This is a genomic window from Cupriavidus sp. PB-02 (genome assembly GCF_058252315.1).
Genome location: NZ_CM177694.1, coordinates 743,550 through 764,574 on the forward strand (window position 1 = coordinate 743,550; position 21,025 = coordinate 764,574).

22 protein-coding genes are annotated in these 21,025 nt (G+C 66.2%); 6 read left to right on the forward strand and 16 right to left on the reverse strand.

Translation table 11 applies throughout. The annotated features are described in order from the left end of the window. Positions 1–405: 405 nt before the first annotated feature. The 4 genes from AC10V3_RS03555 (at position 406) to groL (ending at position 3,785) form a co-directional block, all read left to right on the forward strand. Entirely contained in the window at positions 406–1,116 is a 711-nt protein-coding gene (locus tag AC10V3_RS03555) for a hypothetical protein (RefSeq protein ID WP_454751608.1), read from the forward strand. Beyond that, positions 1,043–1,417 (forward strand): fimbrial protein, encoded by a 375-nt coding sequence (locus AC10V3_RS03560; protein ID WP_454751609.1) that lies wholly within the window; start codon positions 1,043–1,045, stop codon positions 1,415–1,417. Before AC10V3_RS03555 ends, AC10V3_RS03560 begins: the two co-directional genes overlap by 74 nt. A 388-nt stretch (positions 1,418–1,805) precedes the next feature. Then, a complete protein-coding gene (gene groES / locus AC10V3_RS03565) occupies positions 1,806–2,096 on the forward strand; it encodes a co-chaperone GroES (protein ID WP_010813047.1) in 291 nt (96 codons plus the stop codon). A 45-nt stretch (positions 2,097–2,141) separates the two neighbouring features. Beyond that, complete coding sequence (gene groL / locus AC10V3_RS03570) at positions 2,142–3,785, forward strand: chaperonin GroEL (protein WP_349608907.1); 1,644 nt, start codon at positions 2,142–2,144, stop codon at positions 3,783–3,785. 118 nt (positions 3,786–3,903) lie between these two features. Here the strand turns inward: groL and AC10V3_RS03575 are convergent, their stop codons facing one another. The 16 genes from AC10V3_RS03575 to AC10V3_RS03650 form a co-directional block, all read right to left on the reverse strand. After that, complete coding sequence (locus AC10V3_RS03575; protein ID WP_349608908.1) at positions 3,904–4,689, reverse strand: metallophosphoesterase; 786 nt, start codon at positions 4,687–4,689, stop codon at positions 3,904–3,906. 187 nt (positions 4,690–4,876) lie between these two features. Continuing rightward, the gene (locus tag AC10V3_RS03580; protein WP_349608910.1) at positions 4,877–5,851 is read right to left on the reverse strand and encodes a type II secretion system F family protein; all 975 of its coding nucleotides are present in this window, start codon (positions 5,849–5,851) and stop codon (positions 4,877–4,879) included. 72 nt (positions 5,852–5,923) lie between these two features. After that, on the reverse strand, positions 5,924–6,901 hold the full coding sequence (locus AC10V3_RS03585) for a type II secretion system F family protein (protein WP_349608912.1): 978 nt from the start codon (positions 6,899–6,901) through the stop codon (positions 5,924–5,926). A 45-nt stretch (positions 6,902–6,946) separates the two neighbouring features. Further along, positions 6,947–8,320 carry a TadA family conjugal transfer-associated ATPase gene (locus tag AC10V3_RS03590; RefSeq protein ID WP_349608913.1) on the reverse strand — a complete coding sequence of 458 codons (1,374 nt, stop codon included), beginning with the start codon at positions 8,318–8,320 and terminating at the stop codon, positions 6,947–6,949. A 51-nt stretch (positions 8,321–8,371) separates the two neighbouring features. Then, the gene (locus tag AC10V3_RS03595) at positions 8,372–9,565 is read right to left on the reverse strand and encodes a CpaE/TadZ family protein (RefSeq protein WP_349608915.1); all 1,194 of its coding nucleotides are present in this window, start codon (positions 9,563–9,565) and stop codon (positions 8,372–8,374) included. Positions 9,566–9,638: 73 nt separating this feature from the next. Further along, positions 9,639–10,100, reverse strand: a complete 462-nt coding sequence (locus AC10V3_RS03600; RefSeq protein ID WP_349608917.1) for a TadE/TadG family type IV pilus assembly protein — start codon at positions 10,098–10,100, stop codon at positions 9,639–9,641. Continuing rightward, on the reverse strand, positions 10,097–10,606 hold the full coding sequence (locus tag AC10V3_RS03605; protein WP_349608919.1) for a TadE/TadG family type IV pilus assembly protein: 510 nt from the start codon (positions 10,604–10,606) through the stop codon (positions 10,097–10,099). Before AC10V3_RS03605 ends, AC10V3_RS03600 begins: the two co-directional genes overlap by 4 nt. Before the next feature lie 9 nt (positions 10,607–10,615). Further along, a complete protein-coding gene (locus AC10V3_RS03610) occupies positions 10,616–11,917 on the reverse strand; it encodes a pilus assembly protein TadG-related protein (RefSeq protein ID WP_349608921.1) in 1,302 nt (433 codons plus the stop codon). Positions 11,918–11,939: 22 nt separating this feature from the next. After that, positions 11,940–12,278, reverse strand: coding sequence for a hypothetical protein (locus AC10V3_RS03615; RefSeq protein ID WP_349608923.1), 339 nt, complete (start codon positions 12,276–12,278; stop codon positions 11,940–11,942). Positions 12,279–12,304: 26 nt separating this feature from the next. Then, positions 12,305–14,188 carry a type II and III secretion system protein family protein gene (locus AC10V3_RS03620; protein ID WP_349608925.1) on the reverse strand — a complete coding sequence of 628 codons (1,884 nt, stop codon included), beginning with the start codon at positions 14,186–14,188 and terminating at the stop codon, positions 12,305–12,307. Positions 14,189–14,262: 74 nt separating this feature from the next. Continuing rightward, entirely contained in the window at positions 14,263–15,105 is an 843-nt protein-coding gene (gene cpaB, locus AC10V3_RS03625) for a Flp pilus assembly protein CpaB (RefSeq protein WP_349608927.1), read from the reverse strand. 42 nt (positions 15,106–15,147) lie between these two features. Continuing rightward, positions 15,148–16,557, reverse strand: coding sequence for a DUF8689 domain-containing protein (locus AC10V3_RS03630; RefSeq protein ID WP_454751612.1), 1,410 nt, complete (start codon positions 16,555–16,557; stop codon positions 15,148–15,150). Positions 16,558–16,638: 81 nt separating this feature from the next. Beyond that, positions 16,639–17,142 carry an A24 family peptidase gene (locus AC10V3_RS03635; protein ID WP_349608931.1) on the reverse strand — a complete coding sequence of 168 codons (504 nt, stop codon included), beginning with the start codon at positions 17,140–17,142 and terminating at the stop codon, positions 16,639–16,641. Between the two features lie 15 nt (positions 17,143–17,157). Then, positions 17,158–17,340, reverse strand: a complete 183-nt coding sequence (locus tag AC10V3_RS03640) for a Flp family type IVb pilin (RefSeq protein ID WP_349608933.1) — start codon at positions 17,338–17,340, stop codon at positions 17,158–17,160. Positions 17,341–17,432: 92 nt separating this feature from the next. Next, complete coding sequence (locus AC10V3_RS03645) at positions 17,433–17,615, reverse strand: Flp family type IVb pilin (protein ID WP_349608935.1); 183 nt, start codon at positions 17,613–17,615, stop codon at positions 17,433–17,435. Between the two features lie 67 nt (positions 17,616–17,682). Beyond that, positions 17,683–17,940 (reverse strand): hypothetical protein, encoded by a 258-nt coding sequence (locus AC10V3_RS03650; protein ID WP_349608937.1) that lies wholly within the window; start codon positions 17,938–17,940, stop codon positions 17,683–17,685. A gap of 748 nt (positions 17,941–18,688) precedes the next feature. Here AC10V3_RS03650 and AC10V3_RS03655 point away from each other — a divergent pair. Both AC10V3_RS03655 and AC10V3_RS03660 read left to right on the forward strand, forming a co-directional pair. Continuing rightward, a complete protein-coding gene (locus AC10V3_RS03655) occupies positions 18,689–19,933 on the forward strand; it encodes a glycosyltransferase family 87 protein (protein WP_349608939.1) in 1,245 nt (414 codons plus the stop codon). Positions 19,934–19,975: 42 nt separating this feature from the next. Then, positions 19,976–20,995 carry a glycosyltransferase family 2 protein gene (locus tag AC10V3_RS03660; protein WP_454751613.1) on the forward strand — a complete coding sequence of 340 codons (1,020 nt, stop codon included), beginning with the start codon at positions 19,976–19,978 and terminating at the stop codon, positions 20,993–20,995. Positions 20,996–21,025 lie beyond the last annotated feature (30 nt).

Genomic DNA, 21,025 nt, shown 5'->3' on the forward strand with positions numbered 1-21,025 from the left:
TTCTGCCGCACATTCCTGGTGGAGCCGGAATGTCACGGTTGCCCTCAGTCTAGGCAGTGCTGCGGTGTTGTGCTGTCCGTGTCGTGCCGATGCGACGTAGGGAGAATTCCTACAAAGAAACCGCCTTTCCGCCTATGGGCTCCATTATGTCTAGCCATTCGGTGTGAGCAATTTATGAGAATCTCACACCATATTTAAGCGTTCGCTGATTGCGGGCGGCCGAAACCAGCGTTGCATCCCGTTCAGTCGCATTGCATCGATTACTGCCGCTAGGCTTTCCACTTTCGGCATCACGCCGAGCCATACCATCGTCCATTGTGTCTTCCTTATTAAATCCGTGCGCGGCGATGCAGGTCACGGCCGCCGCCCCGGGCAGGTATACGCAGGAAAATCTCGACTGAATTCATGATGATCGCATTTGTGCAATTTTTTTCGCGATCTTGCCCGCAAGCGTGGCAAGCAAGACTGGTGAGTTGGCTGGCGGCAGCATTCATGGGAGCGGGTATTTTCATGTCAGCTCTCCCGTCGGCGTGGGCATCCTGCACTTATGCGGACGGCTTTGAATTGCTGAACATCACGGTTCCCTTGAGCGGGGCCATTGTTGTACCCCGTGATGCGCCCGTCGGTGCAATGCTGGCGACATTCAAGTGGGCCCCAGCGAATACCAGCCAGTTCTATGCGTCCTGTTCCGGGTCGTTCACCCGTAGCTGGACGCTTCCGGTCACGCCATACCCGGCGGGTGCGGACAAGGTCTTCCCCACCAACGTCCCCGGTATCGGGGTGAAAATCACCAACCAACAGACACCGTTTCCCATCACATCCACGGGCACAGGGTCGGTGCATTTTTATTGGGGCGGCCAGAACCTGAATTATGTTTTTGTGAAGACCGGTCCGATTTCCTATGGGACGATATCCGCTGCCAGCCTCCCGACAGTCAGGTACGATTTTGACAATTCCCTGGTTATTTATATTGCCACCGCGGCGGGAAGTATTTCGTTTAGCGCCTTCCTGTCAGACCCCGGATGTCCTGGTCGATCTTGGCGTGCATCGCACTTCGGAATTCACTGGCGTGGGAGCCTATTCTGCCTCGAAAGGATTCAATATCGCCCTGAATAATTGCCCGCCCGGGATCAATAACATCCGATACCAGATTGATGCCCTGACAAACGTGCTTGGCGGTAACGGCTCGGTCGTGGCACTCGATGGTGCATCGACGGTGACGGGAGTCGGCGTCCAGTTGCTGGATGGCTCGGACAAGCCCTTTGCGCTGGGTAGCACGGTGAGCCTGGCTGGCTTTAATGGCAGCACCGGCGGCAACTATACGATCCCCCTCCGGGCTCGCTACTACCAGACCGGCAGCAAGGTGACCAGCGGAACCGCCAACACGCTGATGACGTTCACCATGGTGTACCAATAACAATCACTATCCGCTTCGGTTGCACGACGAAGTGACGCCGCCCCGGCATCTGGGTAGCCCTGCCGACGCCTGCGGATTGTCATGGCGGCTTTGGCCTGCAGGTCAGCTCACCAGATCTGTGGGATTTGGCCGCAGTGGAGTGGCTTATTCGCCATACGGAAGCGACTGGCCGGGCGTTGTTCCCAGCAGAATGCACCCGCTTCGGGAAAACCCGCATCAAGTCCCTGTCTTGAAATGCCCCTACCCCGTCCCTATAATTAGCACTCGCCGGGGGTGAGTGCTAACAGCATGAACAGCCCCTTGCGGCACCTGAACATTTCAGACGGCCGTCGCCTCGGTAGCCGGCCGATTTGTGAATAGAAACTCACTTTTGCATCTAGGAGTCCGTATGAATCTGCGTCCTTTGCACGACCGCGTGATCGTGAAGCGTCTGGACAACGAAACCAAGACCGCGTCCGGTATCGTGATTCCCGACAACGCTGCCGAGAAGCCCGATCAAGGCGAAGTACTGGCAATCGGTCCTGGCAAGAAGGATGACAAGGGCAACAACATCGCCCTCGACGTCAAGGTCGGCGACCGTGTGCTGTTCGGCAAGTACGCCGGCCAGGCCGTGAAGGTGGAAGGCCAGGAACTGCTGGTCATGCGCGAAGAAGACATCATGGCCGTGGTGAACAAGTAATTCACCGACTGACCGCCACCCGTACAGATTTCAGGAGATTCAAGAATGGCAGCTAAAGACGTAGTGTTCGGCGACGCCGCACGTGCCAAGATGGTCGAAGGCGTGAACATCCTCGCCAACGCAGTCAAGGTGACCCTGGGCCCGAAGGGCCGCAATGTGGTGCTGGAGCGCAGCTTCGGCGGCCCGACCGTGACCAAGGACGGCGTGTCCGTGGCCAAGGAAATCGAGCTGAAGGACAAGCTGCAGAACATGGGCGCCCAGATGGTCAAGGAAGTGGCTTCCAAGACCAGCGATAACGCCGGTGACGGTACCACCACCGCAACCGTGCTGGCCCAGTCGATCGTGCGCGAAGGCATGAAGTACGTTGCCGCCGGCATGAACCCGATGGACCTGAAGCGCGGCATCGACAAGGCTGTTACCGCTGCCGTGGAAGAGCTGAAGAAGGTCAGCAAGCCCACGACCACCAGCAAGGAAATCGCCCAGGTTGGCGCGATCTCGGCCAACAGCGACACCTCGATTGGTGAGCGCATCGCCGAAGCCATGGACAAGGTCGGCAAGGAAGGCGTGATCACCGTCGAAGACGGCAAGTCGCTGGCCGACGAGCTGGAAGTCGTGGAAGGCATGCAGTTCGACCGCGGCTACCTGTCGCCGTACTTCATCAACAACCCGGAAAAGCAGGTGGTCCAGCTGGACAGCCCGTTCGTGCTGCTGTTCGACAAGAAGGTTTCGAACATCCGCGACCTGCTGCCGGTGCTGGAGCAAGTGGCCAAGGCCGGCCGCCCGCTGCTGATCATCGCTGAAGACGTCGAGGGCGAAGCCCTGGCGACCCTGGTGGTCAACAACATCCGTGGCATCCTGAAGACCGCCGCCGTCAAGGCCCCGGGCTTCGGCGACCGCCGCAAGGCCATGCTGGAAGACATCGCCATCCTGACCGGCGGCACCGTGATCGCTGAAGAGATCGGCCTGACGCTGGAAAAGGCCGGCCTGAACGACCTGGGCCAGGCCAAGCGCATCGAGATCGGCAAGGAAAACACCATCATCATCGACGGCGCCGGCGACGCAGCGGCGATCGAAGGCCGCGTGAAGCAAATCCGCGCCCAGATCGAAGAAGCGACCTCGGACTACGACCGTGAGAAGCTGCAAGAGCGCGTGGCCAAGCTGGCCGGCGGTGTTGCCGTGATCAAGGTTGGCGCTGCCACCGAAGTCGAAATGAAGGAAAAGAAGGCCCGCGTGGAAGACGCCCTGCACGCCACCCGCGCTGCGGTGGAAGAAGGCATCGTCCCCGGCGGTGGTGTGGCCCTGCTGCGTGCCCGCGCTGCGATCTCGGCACTGACCGGCGAAAACGCCGACCAGAACGCCGGTATCAAGATCGTGCTGCGCGCGATGGAAGAGCCGCTGCGCCAGATCGTGCTGAACGCCGGTGAAGAAGCGTCGGTCGTCGTTGCCAAGGTCATCGAAGGCAAGGGCAACTACGGCTACAACGCGGCTTCGGGCGAGTACGGCGACCTGGTGGAAATGGGCGTGCTGGACCCGACCAAGGTCACCCGCACCGCACTGCAGAACGCCGCTTCGGTGGCTTCGCTGATGCTGACCACCGACTGCGCCGTGGCCGAATCGCCGAAGGAAGAGTCGGCTCCGGCAATGCCGGGCGGCATGGGCGGCATGGGTGGCATGGAAGGCATGATGTAATTTGTGCCGACCGACTGCCGGTGATTGCCGGCAGGCTGTCAGACAAGAACCCCCGCGGGTGCGAGCCCGCGGGGGTTTTTATTTTGAACGGTGCCCGCTGAAGGCGCGCGCCGCGGCGTCAGACTTCGACCACGCAACACCAGTCGAAGCGCTGATTCTCCAGCTCGCCGGTACGCCGGCTGACATAGCCGCGCGGATTGCACACCACGCGCGAATCGTCGATGCAGTAGTCGAAGCTGGTGTGGGTATGGCCGTGTATCCACAGGTCGGCCTGCGCCACCAGGTCGGGCCGGCGCGAGAGGAAGCCGCCGGAAACCAGGTCATGCGAATAGCGCGGGTCCAGGCTGCCGAGGTCGGGGCCGTGATGGGTGACTACTATCGTCTTGCCGTCGAAGGGCTGCGCCAACTGGGCGGCAAGCCAGGCCGATGCGGCCTGGTGGCGCGCCAGCGCGTCCTCCGGCGTGAAGTGCCGCGCGCGGCCGTCGTCGCCGGCCAGCTCGATCAGGCGGTGGTCCAGCATCACTGCGGCGCAGGCCTGCATCGCGTCCTCGCGCCGGTCGTTGCCGAACAGCGTGTAGTCGGTCCACCAGGTGGTGCCGAGGATGCGCACGCGCCCGCGCGCGCCGCTGAACTCGGCCACCGAACCGTTGAGAACTTGCATGCCGGAGTGATCGGCGGCGGCTTCCGCCATCAACCGGTCGACGGTGTCGAAATTGCTTTCGTAGTACTCGTGGTTGCCGGGGACATAGACCACCGGCTGGCTGAAGGTGCGTGCCGCCCAGTCGATGCCGTCGCGGCCGTTGGCGATGTCGCCGGCCAGTACCACGATGTCTGCGTCGCAGTCCGGTACCGACTGCGGCATGTTGTGCTCGATATGCAGGTCGCTCAGGATGCGTAGCTTCATGGGGACTCCGGGGCGAGGTCGGCGGGGGAATTGCTTGCATTCTTTAGAAGCCTGCCGCTCCGGTCAAGTCCCGTGCCGGTTTGGCCCGTAAACAAAAAAGCCCGGAACCAGGTCCGGGCAAGGGACTGTCTGGCCGGCATTGCGCCGGGAGACAGCCGGGGGAACCGCAATTGGTTACCCGTGAGTACTATCCACCCTGTCCTGCCATCGTCGGCAACAGGACGCGATAGATCTGGATAAACGCCGGTCCCAGCAGCACCAGCAGCAGTGAGGGAAATATGGTGAAGATCAGCGGGAACAGCAGCTTGAGTGCGATCTTGGCCGCCTGCTCCTCGGCCCGCATGCGACGCTTGGTGCGCAGCATGTCCGACAGCACCCGCAGCGACTCGCCCAGGCTGGTGCCGAAGCGGTCGGCCTGGATCAGCATCGAGGCGAACTTGTCGACGTCCTCCACCCCGGTGCGCAGCGACAGGTTCGAAAGCGCCTTTTCCTTGGAGAAGCCGGAGCGCAACTCCAGCAGCATCAGTTGCAGCTCGTCGGCCAGCACCGGGCAGCGCAGCGCCAGCTCGTCGGCCACGCGCATCAGCGCCGCATCGAGCCCGAGGCCGGCTTCCACGCACACGGTCAGCAGGTCGATCACGTCGGGGAATTCTTCGAACACGGTGCGCTGCCGTTGTGACACCTTGCGCGCCAGCACCACGTTCGGCAGGTAGTAGCCGATGGCGCCCAGCACCGCCAGCAGCGCGAACATAATGTTGCGCTCCTGCATGGCCGGCTGGCCGCTGAGCGCCATCAGCCCGATCATCGGCAGCGCCACCGCCAGCACCGTCTTGGCGGCAAAGTACAGCGGCGCGGCGCTGGTGTTGCGCCAGCCGGCGTTCATGAAGCGCACGCGCAGCTGCGAGTTCTCCCAGCCTTCCTTGGGCAGCGACAGCCGCGACACGGGCTTGGACCACTGCACCAGCTTGTCGACCCAGGCCTGCACCTTGCCCGCGTCCGGCGCGACGCTCCCCGCCTGGCCCGCGAGCTGCTCCATGCGCCCCCGCATGCGGTCGGGCGAAAACACGTGCAGCACGCCGAACACCATGCCGAACGCCGCCACGAATATCAGCCCAAGCAAGATCAGCTGATCTGCCTGAAACCCCTGGATAATGCCTTGCATGATGGACTCCCGTCAGGATGGCTGTCCCTGCTTGTTATAGCGCCGCCGCTTGTGACGTTGCACGGTGCCGCCTCATACCCGGATACGGATGATCTTGCGCATCCACAGCACGCCCATGACCATCGAGAACAGCGCGCCGCCGATCATGCGCACCCCCAGCGGGTCTTCCCACAGCACCCGCATGAAGCCCGGGTTGACAACCAGGATCAGCCCGGCGGTGCAGAACGGCAGCAGCCCCAGGATCCACGCCGACAGCCGGCCCTCGGCCGACAGCACGCGGATCTTGTCGAACAGCTTCAGGCGGTCGCGCACCAGGTTGCCGATGGTGTCGAGGATCTCGGCCAGGTTGCCGCCGCTCTCGCGCTGGATCAGCACCGCGATGACGAAGTAGCGAAGGTCGTTGATCGGCACACGGATGGCGAGGTTGGTCATGGCCTCGTCCAGCGCCACGCCGTAGTTGATCTCTTCGAAGGTGGTGCGGAACTCCGGCCCGATCGGCGCCTTCATCTCTTGCCCGACCATGCCCAGCGCGCCGCTGAACGCGTGGCCCGCGCGCAGTGCGCGGCTGATCATGTCGACCGCATCCGGCAGCTGCGCTTCCATCTGCGTGAGCCGCTTATGGCGCTGCCGGATTACATGCAGCACGGGCAGCAAGCCCGCCAGCGCGGCGCCGGCCAGGATGAACGGCACGGGAACCGGGAGCAGCGGTATCAGCGCCACCGCGCACAGCACCACCAGACCGCAGTAGCCCAGCAGCTGCGCCACCGACCAGGTGCTGCCGGACTGTTCCAGCCAGCGGTCGAGCATACCGATGCGCGGCACGCTCATCAGCCACCGCTGCATGCGCGGCGAGTTGCTGAGCATGCGCTTCTTCAGGATCGACAGGCGTTCGGCGCTGACGTGGCCGCCCGCGGACAGCGCCCGCAGCCGTGCCTCGATGCGCTTGGCCGCCGGGCCGTGGGCGTTGTTCCACCACAGGTAGATGCCCTCGACGCAGAGCACCACGGCAACAAACAGCAGAATGCCGAAGGCGTAGAAGATCGTACTCATGTGTATCTCCCCGGGGTTGCTTGTCGTTGTATCTGGGCAGCCGGATTAGACTTCGTAGCGCTTGGCGGGGTCAAAGGTCTCGTCCGGCAGACCCACGCCGAACACCCGCAGCCGCTCGGAGAACTTGGGATACACGCCGGTGGCGCGGAAATGCCCGCGGACCGTGCCGTCCTTGTCCACGCCGGTACGCTGGAAGGTGAAGATCTCCTGCATGTTGATGATGTCGCCCTCCATGCCGGTGATCTCCGAGATGCTGATGATCTTGCGCCGCCCGTCGGTCATGCGCGCCGCTTGCACGATCACGGTGATGGCCGAGGCGATCTGCTGGCGCATGGCTTTTGCAGGCATGGTCAGGCCGGCCATGCTGACCATGTTCTCCAGCCGCGTCAGCGCGTCGCGCGGGGTGTTGGCGTGGATGGTGGTGAGCGAGCCTTCATGGCCGGTATTCATCGCGTTGAGCATGTCCAGCGCCTCGCCGCCGCGCACTTCGCCCAGGATGATGCGGTCCGGGCGCATGCGCAGCGCGTTGCGCACCAGCGCGCGCTGGTTGATCTCGCCCTTGCCCTCAATATTGGGCGGGCGCGTCTCCAGGCGCAGCACGTGGGGCTGGCGCATCTGCAGCTCGGCCGCGTCCTCGATGGTGATGACGCGCTCGTCCTCGGGGATAAAGCCCGACAGGATGTTCAGCAGCGTGGTCTTGCCGCTGCCGGTGCCACCCGACACCAGCACGTTGACCTTGGCCGTCGACAGCGCCTGCAGCATCTGTGCCATCGGCGGCGTCAGGCTGCGCAGGTTGACCAGGTCGGACACTTGCAGCGGATTGACCGCGAAGCGCCGGATCGACAGCAGCGGGCCGTCGATGGCCGAGGGCGGGATGATGGCATTGACGCGCGAGCCATCGGGCAGGCGCGCGTCCACCATCGGGCTGGTTTCGTCGATGCGGCGGCCCATGCGCGAGACGATCTTCTCGATCACCTTCATCAGGTGCGCGTCGTCGTAGAACACCACGTCGGTCAGCTCCAGCTTGCCGCGCCGCTCCACGTAAGTCTGGCGTGCGGTGTTGACCAGGATGTCGGACACCGTGGGATCCTTCAGCAGCGGCTCGAGCGGGCCGAAGCCGAACATCTCGTCGTAGATCTCGACGGTGAGCTGGCGGCGCTCATTGTCGTTGAGCAGTACCTTCTGTTCGTCGACGATCAGGTTGACCAGCGTGCCGATCTCCTGCCTGACCTGTTCCTGCGGAAAGCGCGCCAGGCGCTCCAGCTCGACGCGATCCAGCACGGTCTCGTGCACGTCGCGCTTGAGCGCGTGGTAGCCGGGCGAGGCGGAGGCGGTGGCCTGCCCGCCGAACTGGATCGCGGCGTGGCCGTTGGCATTGAAGGCAGGGCCGGCACCGGCCAGTTGTTCGCGGATGGACATGATGGGTTCCCCTCGTTATCTGTTTCTGTTCGGATGGATTCCGCCGGACGCTCAGGCGCTCCTGGCGCGCAGCATCAGCCGGCGCAACGGTGACACCGCCTCGGGCCGCGGGCGCCGTTCGGCTTCGGGCGAGGCCGCCAGTTGCGTGGCCATGGCCTGCAGGGCGCGTGCAATGGCGCTGCGCCGGCTCAGCTTGGCCACGGGCTCGCCGTGGCTGACGGCCTCGTCCACGACAGCAGGGTCGTCGGGCAGGGCAAAGGCCACCTTCATGCCGAAGATCTCCTCCACCGTCGCGAGCGGAATCTCGGTCTTGCGGCCAGTGCGGTTCAGCACCAGGCGGATCTTGTCGGCGGGGTAGTGCAGCGCGCGCAGGATGTCGATCAGCCGGCGGCCCGGGCGCCCGTAGGCAATGGCCGGCTCGGCCACCACGCAGATGCGGTCGCTGTGGTCCAGCATGCCGATCGACAGCGGATCGATGCTCTGGCCGATATCGAAGATCACGAAGTCGTAGTTCGGCTGCATCACCGACAGGATCCACTCCAGCTTGTCCTTCTGGATCTGGCTGGCCTTGACCGGGTCGGTGGCGCCGGCGAGCACATCGAAGCCGTTGTCCACGTGCACCAGGCAGGCATCGAGAAAGCCCGCGTCCAGCCGGTCGATCTGGCTGCAGATGTCGGGCAGCGTGGACGGCGGCGCCTTGTCGCTGACCAGGTGGGTGAGGTCGCCGAAATGCCGGTTCAGGTCCACCACCAGCACGCGCTTGGTCAGGTGGCGCGCCAGCGCATCGCCCAGGTTGGCGGCGACGAAGCTGGTGCCGGCACCGCCCTTGCACGAGATCACCGAGATCACCTGCGCGGCTTCGCGTGCGCGCGGCACATGCGTGGCCTCCACGCGCTTGAGCGCTTCGGCCAGCTGGCCCTTGTCCAGCGGCCACGACAGCACGTCGCGGATGCCGGCGCGCATGGCCTTGATCAGCACCTCGGAGCCGGGCGCCGGCGTGACCAGGATGCAGGGCAGGTCAGGGTGCTGCTGGCGCAGGGTCTCGATGGCCAGCATCTGTCCCGTGCCGATGGCCGGCAGCTCCAGGATCAGCAGGTCGGCCATGCGCAGGCGGCTGGCGTGATACGGGAAGCGCGCCAGGCCTTCCTGCAGCGACATGGCCTGGAAGTTGCCGACCGCGGCGCTAAGCCGGTTGATCTCGGCCAGCCGTTCGGCGTCTTCGGATGCGATCAGGATCTTCAGCATGATGTCCTCGCAATGCTCTGGTCGATGCTCGGGTGCGATGTAAGGGGGCGGATGGCGTCGTGGCCGCCGTTTGTCAGCTGCATACCGTGCCACCGGTCGACGTGCGCAGGCTTTCGCGCGTCATGGTGGTCGTGAACGGCGGCATGCCCAGGCTCAGCGGCACCAGCGGGATCACCGTGGCCACCGTGACGTTGGCGACGCTGACGGTGACGCTCTGGCAGGTGGAGCGGGCGGTGGCGGCGTCCGAATCGCAGCCGGCGGGCTCGTAGGCCACACTGATGTTCGAGTTCTGCAGCAGCGGCAGCAGGTCGCGCATGCGGTTCTTGATGACGGCGTCACCGGCGTCGCACACCACCGCCATGCGCGCACCCAGGCGCGTCACTTCGGCGGCGGTGTTCCAGTAGAACAGCACGCGCGAGAACTCGGCGATGCCGATCAGCAGCGTGAAGAACACGGCCGCGATCAGGCCGAATTCCACGATCGCGGCGCCACGCTGGCGCGCCCTGGCGCGGCGGGGGAGGGCGAGCGGTCTCATAGCACTTGCCTCATGACGGTGGAGATATCGCTGAAGGTCAGCCCGGCCACATTGATATAGGACTGCATCGGCGAATACGCGAAGCCGGTGATCCTGACGGCGACCAGGTTCACCGTGCCCGCCGGGGTGCCGGTGCCGCCCGGGTTGTCGTAGGTACTGACGTTGTTGAACGACTGGCCGGGGCAACCGCTGGCATCCACGCGGTCGCAGATCACGACCATGGAGGTGGTCAGCCCCGGCGCCAGCGGGGTGCCGGAGCAGGCGCTGTTGCCATACACCGCCAGGCACTTGGCCTCCGCGGCCGGATAGGTGACGTCCTCCGGCGAGAATTGCGACAGGTACCGCGTTGCGGTGCGCGTGGCCTTGGTCAGCGTGTCGTATTGGTAGATCGCGCGCCCGAACTCGGCCACGCCACAGGCCATCAGCACCATCGGCGCGAGCAGGATGCCGAATTCCACGGCGGCCACGCCGCGCTGGCGCTTGTGTGATGTCAAGAGCCGTTTCATCGTCGTCTCCTATTGCACCAGCACCGGCACCAGCGGCCCGACACCGGTGCCTGCGCCCGGCATCCCTTGCGTGGCGCAGGGGCTGCCCGCCATGCTCGAATCGCCGCGGTACTCCAGCCGCACCGTGCTGTTGTTCCCGCCTTTCTGCATGGGCTCGACCATCAGCAGGCAGGCCCAGCCGGTGACCGGGATCTTGTGGGCGCCCGGCGTGGCGAGTGTGGTGCAGTCCACGATCGGCGCCAGCACCAGGCGGCGGTCGGCGCCGGCCTCGTAGACGGACTTGGCGGCGGCACTGCCCTGCGTGTCGAGCTTCGTGGTGGCGTCGCCCTGGTAGGCGTTGTAGGCCTTGCGCGCGGCCAGGAAGTTGGGCTGCGCGTTGCCCAGGCTGTCGGTCGAGCTGCCGTCGTAGGCGTTGCTCTTGGCGATCCAGGTGGCGTCGGTATAGGTAAAGCCGGTGAAGTCAGTCACGCCCAGCGTCTTGCCAGACTTGATGATGCCGAAGCGGCTGTTCCATTCGTCGGACAGCGAGGCCTTCTCCCCGGTCGTGCCGATCTGCGCGCCCAGCGCGGGCAGGTTGCACTGGCCCGCGCCCTTGAGCTGGTTGGCCATCTCCTTGGCGCTGGTGCCGCCGGTCAGGTCGGCCCAGCCGAAGTTGCCGCCGCCATAGGCCACGCTGTCCTTGTCCTCGGTGCCGGCCTTGGTGGTCAGCCACTGGCCGATGGTGTAGCCGCCGGGCACGGGCGGGGTGGCGGTGTCGGGGCGGCACACGAACACCGGGATCGCGCAGGCAGTCTGTGCGGACGTGGTGGTCGCGACCGCGAAGGCAGCCACCGTGCTCGGCCCGATATTGACGCCGGGCAGGGCGTTGAGCACCTGCGCGAACCAGTGGGCGATGCCTGTGCGCGACACGTCGCAGCGCACGTACTTGATGGTGTCCAGCGGGTAGGTGGCCGAGTCCTTGTCGAGGAAGGGGTTGTCGAGCGAATCGGTGTAGGTGACGCTGTCGCTGGCCACCAGTTGCACCTGCTCCTTCTGGAACAGGGCCTGGTTGCGGGAGCCGGCAGTGATGCCGGCCGCTTCCGACACCATCAGCGGCGTGGCACCAGTCAGGTCGCGCGCCGCCGCCAGCGCGCAGGAATCGGCGCTGTTCTGCAGCTCGCTCTTGGCCACGTACAGCTTGCCCAGATCGAGCGCCAGGCCGATAAAGCCGACCAGCACCACGATCATGAGCCCCATGATGATGGCGACGGCGCCGCGCTGCCGCGCGTGGCGGCGCGCCAGCGTGGTGCCCTGAAGCCTGGGTCTGGTCATGATGGCGCTCCCCCGTGATCTGCTAGCGCGAACCGTTGCCGCCCATGCCCACGCCGCCGTAGCCGCCGGCGCCGAAGTCGATGGTCATGGCGGGCGTGCCGTTTTGCTGATTCCTGGACAGTGAGCGGTCGAAGTTCCTCATCGCCGCTACCGCGGTCTTGCCGTCGGTGCCGGTGACTGTGGGAAGGCCGGCCGGCGCGTCGGGGTTGATGATCTGCAGCTGCGTGACCGTGGCCAGCGCCACGCCGCGCTGGCTGTCCCAGACCGGCGTCGAGGTCATGCAGGCCGACAGCGTCAGGCAGGTCAGGCTGCCGAGCACCAGGGCGGCGGCGCCGCGCGAAAGCTTGAGGGTCTTGCTCATGATGGTTCTCCTGTGGGCGCGGCGGATCAGTTGCCGCCCGAGGCGGTGTGGCTGCCGGTGCCGGCGGTCCGTGCCTGCGCGAGACGCGCGGCGGTGGCTTCGATGCGGGCGATGCGCGCGGCGGCGGCGTCGTCGGCTGGCGGGGCGGCCGCGATGCTGCGGACGGGCGCCTGGGCTGGTGTCGGCACTTCGGCGACCGGCGGCATTGCTGTCGCGGCTGCCGGCGCCGCTGCAGGTGCGGCGGGCTCATCCAGCGGCCGTCCCGTCGGCACCGGCCCCATCGAGACCGAGGTGCCGGTCGCGGTTTCGCTGCGCGGTGCCGACGGCGCCGTGGCGGGCGCTGCGGCCGGCGCGGCGGGCTGCGACGGCGCCGGTGCGGGGATGGGGAGGGGCTTGCCGCGGCCTTCCATATTGCCCATGAAGTAGAGCGACAGCGGGTTCGGCGTGGAGAAGCTGTCGGTCGGCAGCGGGTAGTTGTTGGTCTGCATCGGCTTGACCAGGCGCGGCGTGATGATGAACACCAGCTCGGTCAGGTCCTGCTGGTACTGCGTGCTGCGGAACAGCGTGCCCAGCACCGGCACTTCGCCCGCACCCGGCAGTGCCTTCAGCGAGCCGCGTGCGCTGTCCTGCAGCAGGCCGCCGATGGCAAAGCTCTCGCCGTCGCGCATCTGCACGGTGGTGGAGGCGCGCCGCGTGGTGATCACCGGCAGCACGGTCTGGCCGGTCAGGCTGCTGCCGCGCACGGTGGCGCCGGTGGGCGACAGCTCGGACACTTCCGGTGCCACCTTCAGGTGGATGCGGCCGTTGGCCAGCACGGTGGGGGTGAACTTCAGCCCCACGCCGAACTCTTCCTCCTGCAGCGTGACGGTGCCGGCCCCGTTCAGCACATTGGCCTGCGCCACCGGGATATAGATCTTGCCGCCGGCGAGGAAGCTGGCTTCCTGGCCGCTGATGGTGACCAGGTTGGGCTCGGCCAGGATCTTGACCAGGCTATCGTTCTTCTGCGCATCGAGGGCGATATCGAAGGGCCGGTTATTGGCCTTGCTGGCGAAAATCGCGGTCGAGGCGCCGGTCAGCAGCGAGGTCACCAGGCCGCCGGTCCACGAACCGAAGCCGCCCTGCAGGTTCACCGTCGAGCCGAGCTGGTTCAGCAGCGTCTTGGAGACCTCGGCGACCTTCACTTCCAGCATCACCTGCTGCGGCGTATCGACCGACATCATGTTGAGCACGCCGCCCTTCTTGCTGCCTTCGGCCTGCGCGGCGTTGACGTAGGCCTGGGCGATGTCCATGGCCATCTGCGCGGACTGGGCGTTGGTGACGCTGCCGGTCAGCACCAGGTTGTCCGCGGCGGTCATCACGCGGATGCCGGGCTCGCCGGGCAGCAGCTGGCCGAGCGAGGTCTGCAGCCCGCCGGCATCGGCATTGACCACCACGTTGATGATGCTGCAGGAGCCGCTGCGGCCCTGCACGATCATGTTGGTGGTGCCCACGCTGCGGCCCAGCACGTAGAGCGTCTGCGGCGACACCATGGTGGCCTGCACCACGTTCGGGTTGCCCAGCGTGCGGTTGCGCACGGCCTCGGGCAGCGGGATCAGCTGCGACTTGCCGACCGGCACCACCACGCTGGATTCGTTGCGGATCGCGCCGGTGCAGTTCGGCCCGCGCGCCTCGGCGGCCGGGATGGGCGCCGGGGCGGAGTTCTGCGCGACGGTGGCGGGCGCCCCGGGCGTCATGCTGATGGTCATCTGCATCGGGCCCGCGGGCGCCTTGGCGGCGGCCGGCGTGGTCGTCTTGGTCAGGTTGCCCGCCTCCATGGCGACCTGCGCGGCGACGGCCAGCGGGGTGCAGAGGATCACGGCCAGCACCAGGGTGCGGGTGCTGCCGGCGGCTTCGGTCATTTTCTGTTTCATTTTGAATCTCCCCCCGGAGAGGTGATGCTGATCAGGATTCGTTGTCCGTCATGTCAGTCAGGGTCACGGGCTGGTCAGAAGCACTCGAGACCGCCCTGCATCCCGGCCAGCACGCCAATGCAGTTGCCGCGGGCGGGCTGTGCTGCCACCGTGCGGGTCTTGACCACGGTGCGCGTGGCGGTCTGGGTGATGACCTTGACCGGCGCCGGTTCCGGGACCTTGCCCAGCAACGTGCCCTTGGTGGCGCCGCCGGTGTTGATGTCGGCCACGTCCATCTGGTTGCGCAGCACCAGCGACAGCGTGCCTACGCTGCGCGCCACGTCCAGCTTCTCGGCCTGCTCGGGCGTGACTTCCAGCGTAACGGCGTTGACCACCTTGGGCTGGGTGTCGTCGCGGCTGACCTGCTGCGCCACTGCCAGCACCAGGATCTTCTCCAGCACGATCTTGGAGATGCTGCCGTTCTGGGTGCTCTTGGCCTCTTCGTTGGTATTGACGATCACGTCGACGTGGTTGCCCGGCAGCGCGAAGCCGGCCACGCCGACTACGTCATTGACGCGCACGGTGATGGCCCGTTTGCCGTCGTTGATCACGGCGGACAGGCCGCCCTTGGTGCCGATCGGCGCAAGCTTGGCGTCGAGGATGGGCTCGCCGCGCTGCAGGCTGGTGCGCACCACGCGGCCTTCCAGCTCCTTGAGGTCTTCGAACGCGCCCGGCGGCACGCTACCCGAGGGCCAGCTCACCAGGCGCAGCTGGCTGCCATTGAGCGGCTGCCCCAGGTTCAGGTCGGCGGCGGCAACGGCCACCTGCCGCACCGAGCTGGACGATTGCTGGACCAGCCAGCGCGATGCCGACACCACCGCCGCCACGCCGGCGACGAGGGCAATCAGCAGCATCAGGATTGCGCGTGTGTTTTTCATGATGACTCTCCCTGCAGTGATCGGTGTGTGGTGGTTGCCGTGTCAGCCCGCGGTGCGGTGCCCGCCCGGCCAGCGATGTCCCATGCCGGGGATGTCGGGTGCCGGCCGCAGCCCGTAGTAGCTCTGCCAGGCAATCAGCAAGGCTTCTTCGGTGACGTGCGCGGCGTGGCCGTGGTAGCGCACGCCGGACGCGACCAGCCGCAACAAGTCGCGCGGGATGCAGGCCAGCAGCGGCGTGTCGCCCTCGTAGTGCAGGCTCTGCACCAGGAAGTCGAAGACAGCTTCGGTGCTGGACAGGCCAAAGTCGGCGGCGGTGCGGTGGTACACCTCGCGGTAGTCGTCGATCGTCAGCGGCCCCACATAGAGCTTGCTGCCGAGCCGGCGCAGGAAGGCATCGTCGCCCAGATCGGCGGGCTCCAGGTTGCTGGAAAACACCGGCCACACATCGAAAGACACCGAGAAGCGCACGCCGGTGCGCAGCGAGAACATGTCGACGTTGCGGTCCAGCGGCACGATCCAGCGGTTGAGCAGCTCGGTCACGCCTACCAGCTGGCGGCCCAGGTCGTCAATGATGTAGATGCCGTTGTTGGCCTTCATGTGCGGCGGCGCCTGGTAGAAGCCGGAGGTGCTGTCATAGCGCAGGTCCAGCATCGACAGGGTCAGTTCGCCGCCGGACAGAACCACCGGGCGGTGGCACAGGATCCAGCGACGGTCCAGCGAGCGGTGCGCCAGCGACGCCTCGCTGTCGTCGAACGGCTTATGCACCAGCGGATCGAACACCTGGATGATTTCGCCTGCCACGGTGATCGCGTGCGGCACCGGCACCGCGCCGGGCAACAGCGCGCCCAGGCGCTGCGCCAGGTAGGTCTTGCCGCTGCCGGCCGGGCCGTAGATCATCAGCGCGCGGCAGGTGTTCAGCGCCATGCCGATCGCGTCGAGCAGGTGCAGCGGGATGACCAGGTCATGGAAGGCCGCGGTCACATCGGCCTTGGTCACCGACGCGTGGCTGACCGAATGGCGCTGCACCGCGTCGAGGTAGGCGTCCAGCGTGACCGGCGCCGCGCCGGTGTAGCTGCTGCGCGCCATGGCGTCAGCCGCGCGGGTGTAGCCCGCGTCGGTCAGGCGGAAGCGCACGTCCAGGTCGCTGGCGCCGCGGTGCGCGATCTCCAGCAGGCGCTCGCGCACTGCCACGGCGGCCACTTCGTTGACGACGGTGGCGGGCAGCTTCAGCGTATCGGTCAGCACCGCCAGCGTGACGCTGCGGTGCAGGTAGGCGGCCTTGAGCAGCAGGCCGAGCAGCAGCGAGATGTCGAGCCCCGTATCGGCGATGCTCCGGGGCAGCACGTGCCACGGCGGTACCGGCGCGCCGTGATCGGCGTGCGCGCTCCTGGCGCTTGACGGCACCGGCTCGAGATGCCGCGCTGCCTGGGCTGTTTCGTGATGCTCGATCATTGCTGTTCCCCGTTCGCTTTCTGGTGTGCGTTCTCGTTGTTCAGGCAGCAGCCTCTGGCTGCCACGGTACCGTGTCCCGCGTCATGCGCTGGCAAAGAGCAGGGCCAGCGTGCCGGCGGCGATGGCAACCCCGTAGGGCATGGAGCCGACCGAAGGACCGTGCGCTTTGCCGCGAACAATCCCGGCGATATTGCGCACCACCTGGCTGCCGTGGCGGAACCAGCAGACATGTGCCAGCGCCCAGGCCCCTCCCAGCAGGAAAGCCATCAGCGCGATCTGCAGCGCCATGGACGGCCCGAGCCATGCGCCCACGGCCGCCATCAGCTTGACGTCGCCGGCGGCCATGCCGCGCAGCGCATACAGCGGCAGGAATACGGTCAGGCCGGTGAGCCAGCCCAGCGCCCAGCCAGATAGCCCGCTGCCCAGGCCATGAATTACCAGCTGTGCCGGCAGGGCAAGCAGCCACGCACCGAACGTCAGCCAGTTCGGGATGCGACGGTGCTGCAGGTCGATGGCTGCCGCGGCAAGCACGATCGCGATGGCGATCGGGCCGATATACGGTGAGAGCGCCGAGGTGGTGTGCATGGCGTTCCTCTTGATTCAGGGCATGGCGGGCATGACTGCCACGACCATTTCGTAGAGCGCCTTGACTCTTGTGCCCAGGGTGCCGACAGCGGTAACAATGGCCATGGCAATCAGCGCAGCGATCAGCGCGTACTCGATTGCGCTCACGCCCTGTTCATCGCGTTGAAAAGCCCTCCACAGTGCAATCAGGCCCGGCATGGCAGTCTCCGAACTGGGTCTACTTGAAATCCGGGCAGGGTGTAGGGCGACGGGCTTCGCCGCCCACACCCGCACGGACCGTGCTGCTTCGATCAGGCCGGCAGCTTGAGCTTGTCGCCGATGAAGCTGAAGACCGAACTCAGGTTGGTGCCCACGGTCTGCACCGTGGTGATGATCACGACAGCGATCAGCGCAGCGATCAGGCCGTACTCGATGGCGGTAACGCCTTCTTCGTCGCGGACAAACTGCTTCAGGGTATGGGTCAGGGTTTGCATGACATTCTCCTTCTGTGGAAAAGCGCCCTCGCGGGCTTCTGGACTTGCTTGAAACACAACTACGGGTTCAGGGTCGGGTAAAGCGGCTGCTCGGGGGCGCGCAGGTGGCGCAGGCATGGAAGGGCCAGCGCCCGGCGCCGGCGCGTGCGCCGCGCGGGCTGCGTGCCTGCAGCCGGCGTTCGGCGGAGGCATGCATGCAGCGTGCGGCGTGATGGCTGTTGCCGGTGGATGCTAAGGCGCGTGGTTGCACGCTGCCGCCGCGGCGCGCACAGGCGGCCTGTGCGGCATAGCGGCGCGGAATCGCGGGCTGGCGGTCAGCTGGCATGGTTAATTTCCCCTTGTGTACGTCTGCTGTCGGCAATCGCTGTGTCGGCAGTTGCGGTGCTCCTGGCGGTGCGCCGCATGCCTGGCATAGGCAAAGCGTGGGCCAGCCTGGCGGAAACCGTTGCGGCATAAGGCTTTGCGGGCAGCGGTGCAAGCTGGCCGGCGCCGGCGCAAGGCCAAAAGCGGGGTTTCGGCCGGCGCTCGTTGCCACCTGGAAACGCTTGTGCGGCAACGGATTTCGGATGACGCGACTTTTGGCTTAGGGCTGATTGGAGCCGACACGGTGCGCAAGGCCGGCGGCCGGGTGCGCGGCTCAACCATAAGCATGAGGATCGCTGCGACGCCTACCGCGCCTGGATGAGCGCGAGGGATGGGCAGTGGTGGGTCACGCGCCACCGGCCGACAGATGGACGAGCCGCCTGCCTGGGGGACCGACGTTTCCGGATAGAAACGTCAGCCTCTCACGTGCTGCGTCGCGATGCCTCCTTCCGGCCCCCGGTGGCATCCCGCAATCCCTTGCCCGCGGCGGCTTCCGGGCATGCGCCGGGGTCGTGATTCAGAAGCGAAACGTCGGTGGCCCACACCGTGTTTCATTTCACGCCAGCCGGGCTGCGGGCTCTCCCCGTGTCTTGCGTTAATGCCTTGGCGCAACAAGACTAAGCGAAAACAGGGCGTCCCCATTGCCGCCGGTAGCGGCTGCGCAATGCGTACACAGACAGCCCGCACGGACAAGAGAACGGGGGCCTTCCATGACGCAGATATCCATGCAGCCGGTCACGCCCGGGCAGGGCACGCGCCGCGCGCCCGCCGCCCACTGGCTCGACCTCGGCCGCCTGCGCCTGTACTCGCGTGTGGCGCTGGTCTGCTATGCACTGTATTTCGGCATCTGGAGCTTCCGCGCCTGCGCACTGCAGGTGCCAGGCGTGTTCGCTCCCGGCGGCGATTTCGTCGTGTTCTGGAGCGCAGCCAAGCTGGCGCTGGCCAACGGCGCTGCCGCGCCCTACGACTACGCCATGCTGTGGCAGGTAGAACTTGCTACCGTGCCCAACCTTGCCCTCGGCTACGGTGTACTGCCGTGGCTGTATCCGCCGACCTTTCTGTTGTTTGTGCTGGCCTTCGGGCTGCTGCCGTACGGGCTGGCGACGTTCCTTTTCCTCGCCGGCGGCGCCGGCTGGTATGCGTGGGCGCTGTGCCGCACGCTTCCGCGCGAGGCATGGCTGGCCGGCATGGCCTTCCCTGGAATCGCCGTCGTGCTCGCCTGCGGCCAGAACGCGCTATGGCTGGCGGGTTGCGCCGGCCTGGCGCTGGCCTGCCTGCGCTCGCGCCCGGTGCTAGCCGGCGTGTTGCTCGGGCTGGTCACGGTGAAGCCGCACCTTGCGCTGATGTTCCCGGTGGCACTGCTGTGCGCGCGCAACTGGCGTGCGCTGGGCGCGATGGCGGCCACGGCGCTGGCGCTTGCGCTGGCAGCGCTGCTGGCATTCGGCACCGAGCCCTTCGTCGCCTTCCTGGGCAACGCCGGCCGTGCCGCCGCTGAACTGGAGAAGGGCGCCGTGCTATTCGAACGCATGCCGACCGTGTTCGTGGCGGTGAAGGCGCTGTCGGGCAGCCTGGCATTGTCCTACGCGCTGCACGCCATGGTCGCGGCAGCGGCGCTGGCTGCGGTGATCTATGCCTGGTCGCGGCCGTGCAGCTTCGCGCTGCGCGCCGCGGTACTGGCCTGCGCCGGGCTGCTGGTGCCAGCCTATCTCTGGGACTACGACCTCGCCTTCCTCGGCCTGGCCATTGCCTGGCTGGGAACGCATGGCCACCGCAATGGCTGGTTGCGCGGCGAGCGCGAACTGCTGGTGCTGCTGTGGCTGCTGCCGCTGTACGGCATGTCGCTGGGCGGGTGGATCGGCTTCCAGCCGATGCCGCTGGGCCTGATGCTGGCGCTGGCGCTGGGCGTATGGCGAATCCGGCAGGAACGGACGGGCAAGGCATCGTGTGATGCCTGATGACGAGGCGCGCGGCATCGCGCGCCGTGGAGGAAGCAGATCATGGTCAACTTTGAATCCAAGCTGCTGTCGCTGGTGGTGCCGTTCTACAACGAGGAGGCCGCGCTGCATGCGTTCTTCACCCGTGTGGTGCCGATCCTGGAAGCGATTCCGGCGACTGACTTCGAGATCGTCTGCGTCAATGACGGCAGCACGGACGATACGCTTGCCCGGCTGCTGGTCGAGACGCGGCGCGACGCGCGCATCCGCGTCATCGACCTGACGCGCAACTTCGGCAAGGAAGCCGCGCTGACCGTCGGTATCGATGAAGCGGCCGGGGATGCCGTGATCCCGTTCGACGCTGACTTGCAGGATCCTCCCGAGCTGATCCCCACGCTGGTCCAGCGCTGGCGGCAAGGCGCCGAGGTGGTCCTGGCGCAGCGCACCAGCCGGGCCAGCGACTCGTTCCTGAAGCGGGTGAGCGCGGCTGCCTACTACCGCGTGCACAACTGCCTGTCTGACCTGAAGATCCCCGAGAACGTCGGCGACTTCCGCCTGATGGACCGCGCCGTGATCAATGCGCTGAAGCAACTGCCGGAACGGCATCGCTTCATGAAGGGCCTGTTCGCGTGGGTAGGCTTCCGGACCGTGATCGTGCCCTATGAGCGCGCAGTGCGCAGCGCGGGGCGTTCCAAGTTCTCTGGCTGGCGCTTGTGGAATCTTGCGCTCGAGGGCATTACTAGCTTCAGCACCATGCCGTTGCGCAGCTGGACCTATATCGGCATCGTGATCGCGCTTGGCGCTTTCGGTTACGGCGGCTTTATCGTGGCGCGGACCCTGATCCTTGGGGTCGATGTCCCGGGCTATGCATCGCTGCTGTCAGTGCTGCTGTTCCTGGGGGGCATACAGCTGATCGGCCTGGGGGTGGTCGGCGAGTATGTCGGCCGCATCTATGATGAAGCCAAGGGACGGCCGATCTACCTGGTGCGGCGTCGCTACCAGGAAACCGGTCAGGACCGGCTGATCGCTTCCGGCAGGCGCGTGATCCGGATCGACCGCGGGAAAGTGGGCAGCGGCCGCTGATGCCGCTGATGCATTGCGGCCTGGCCGCGT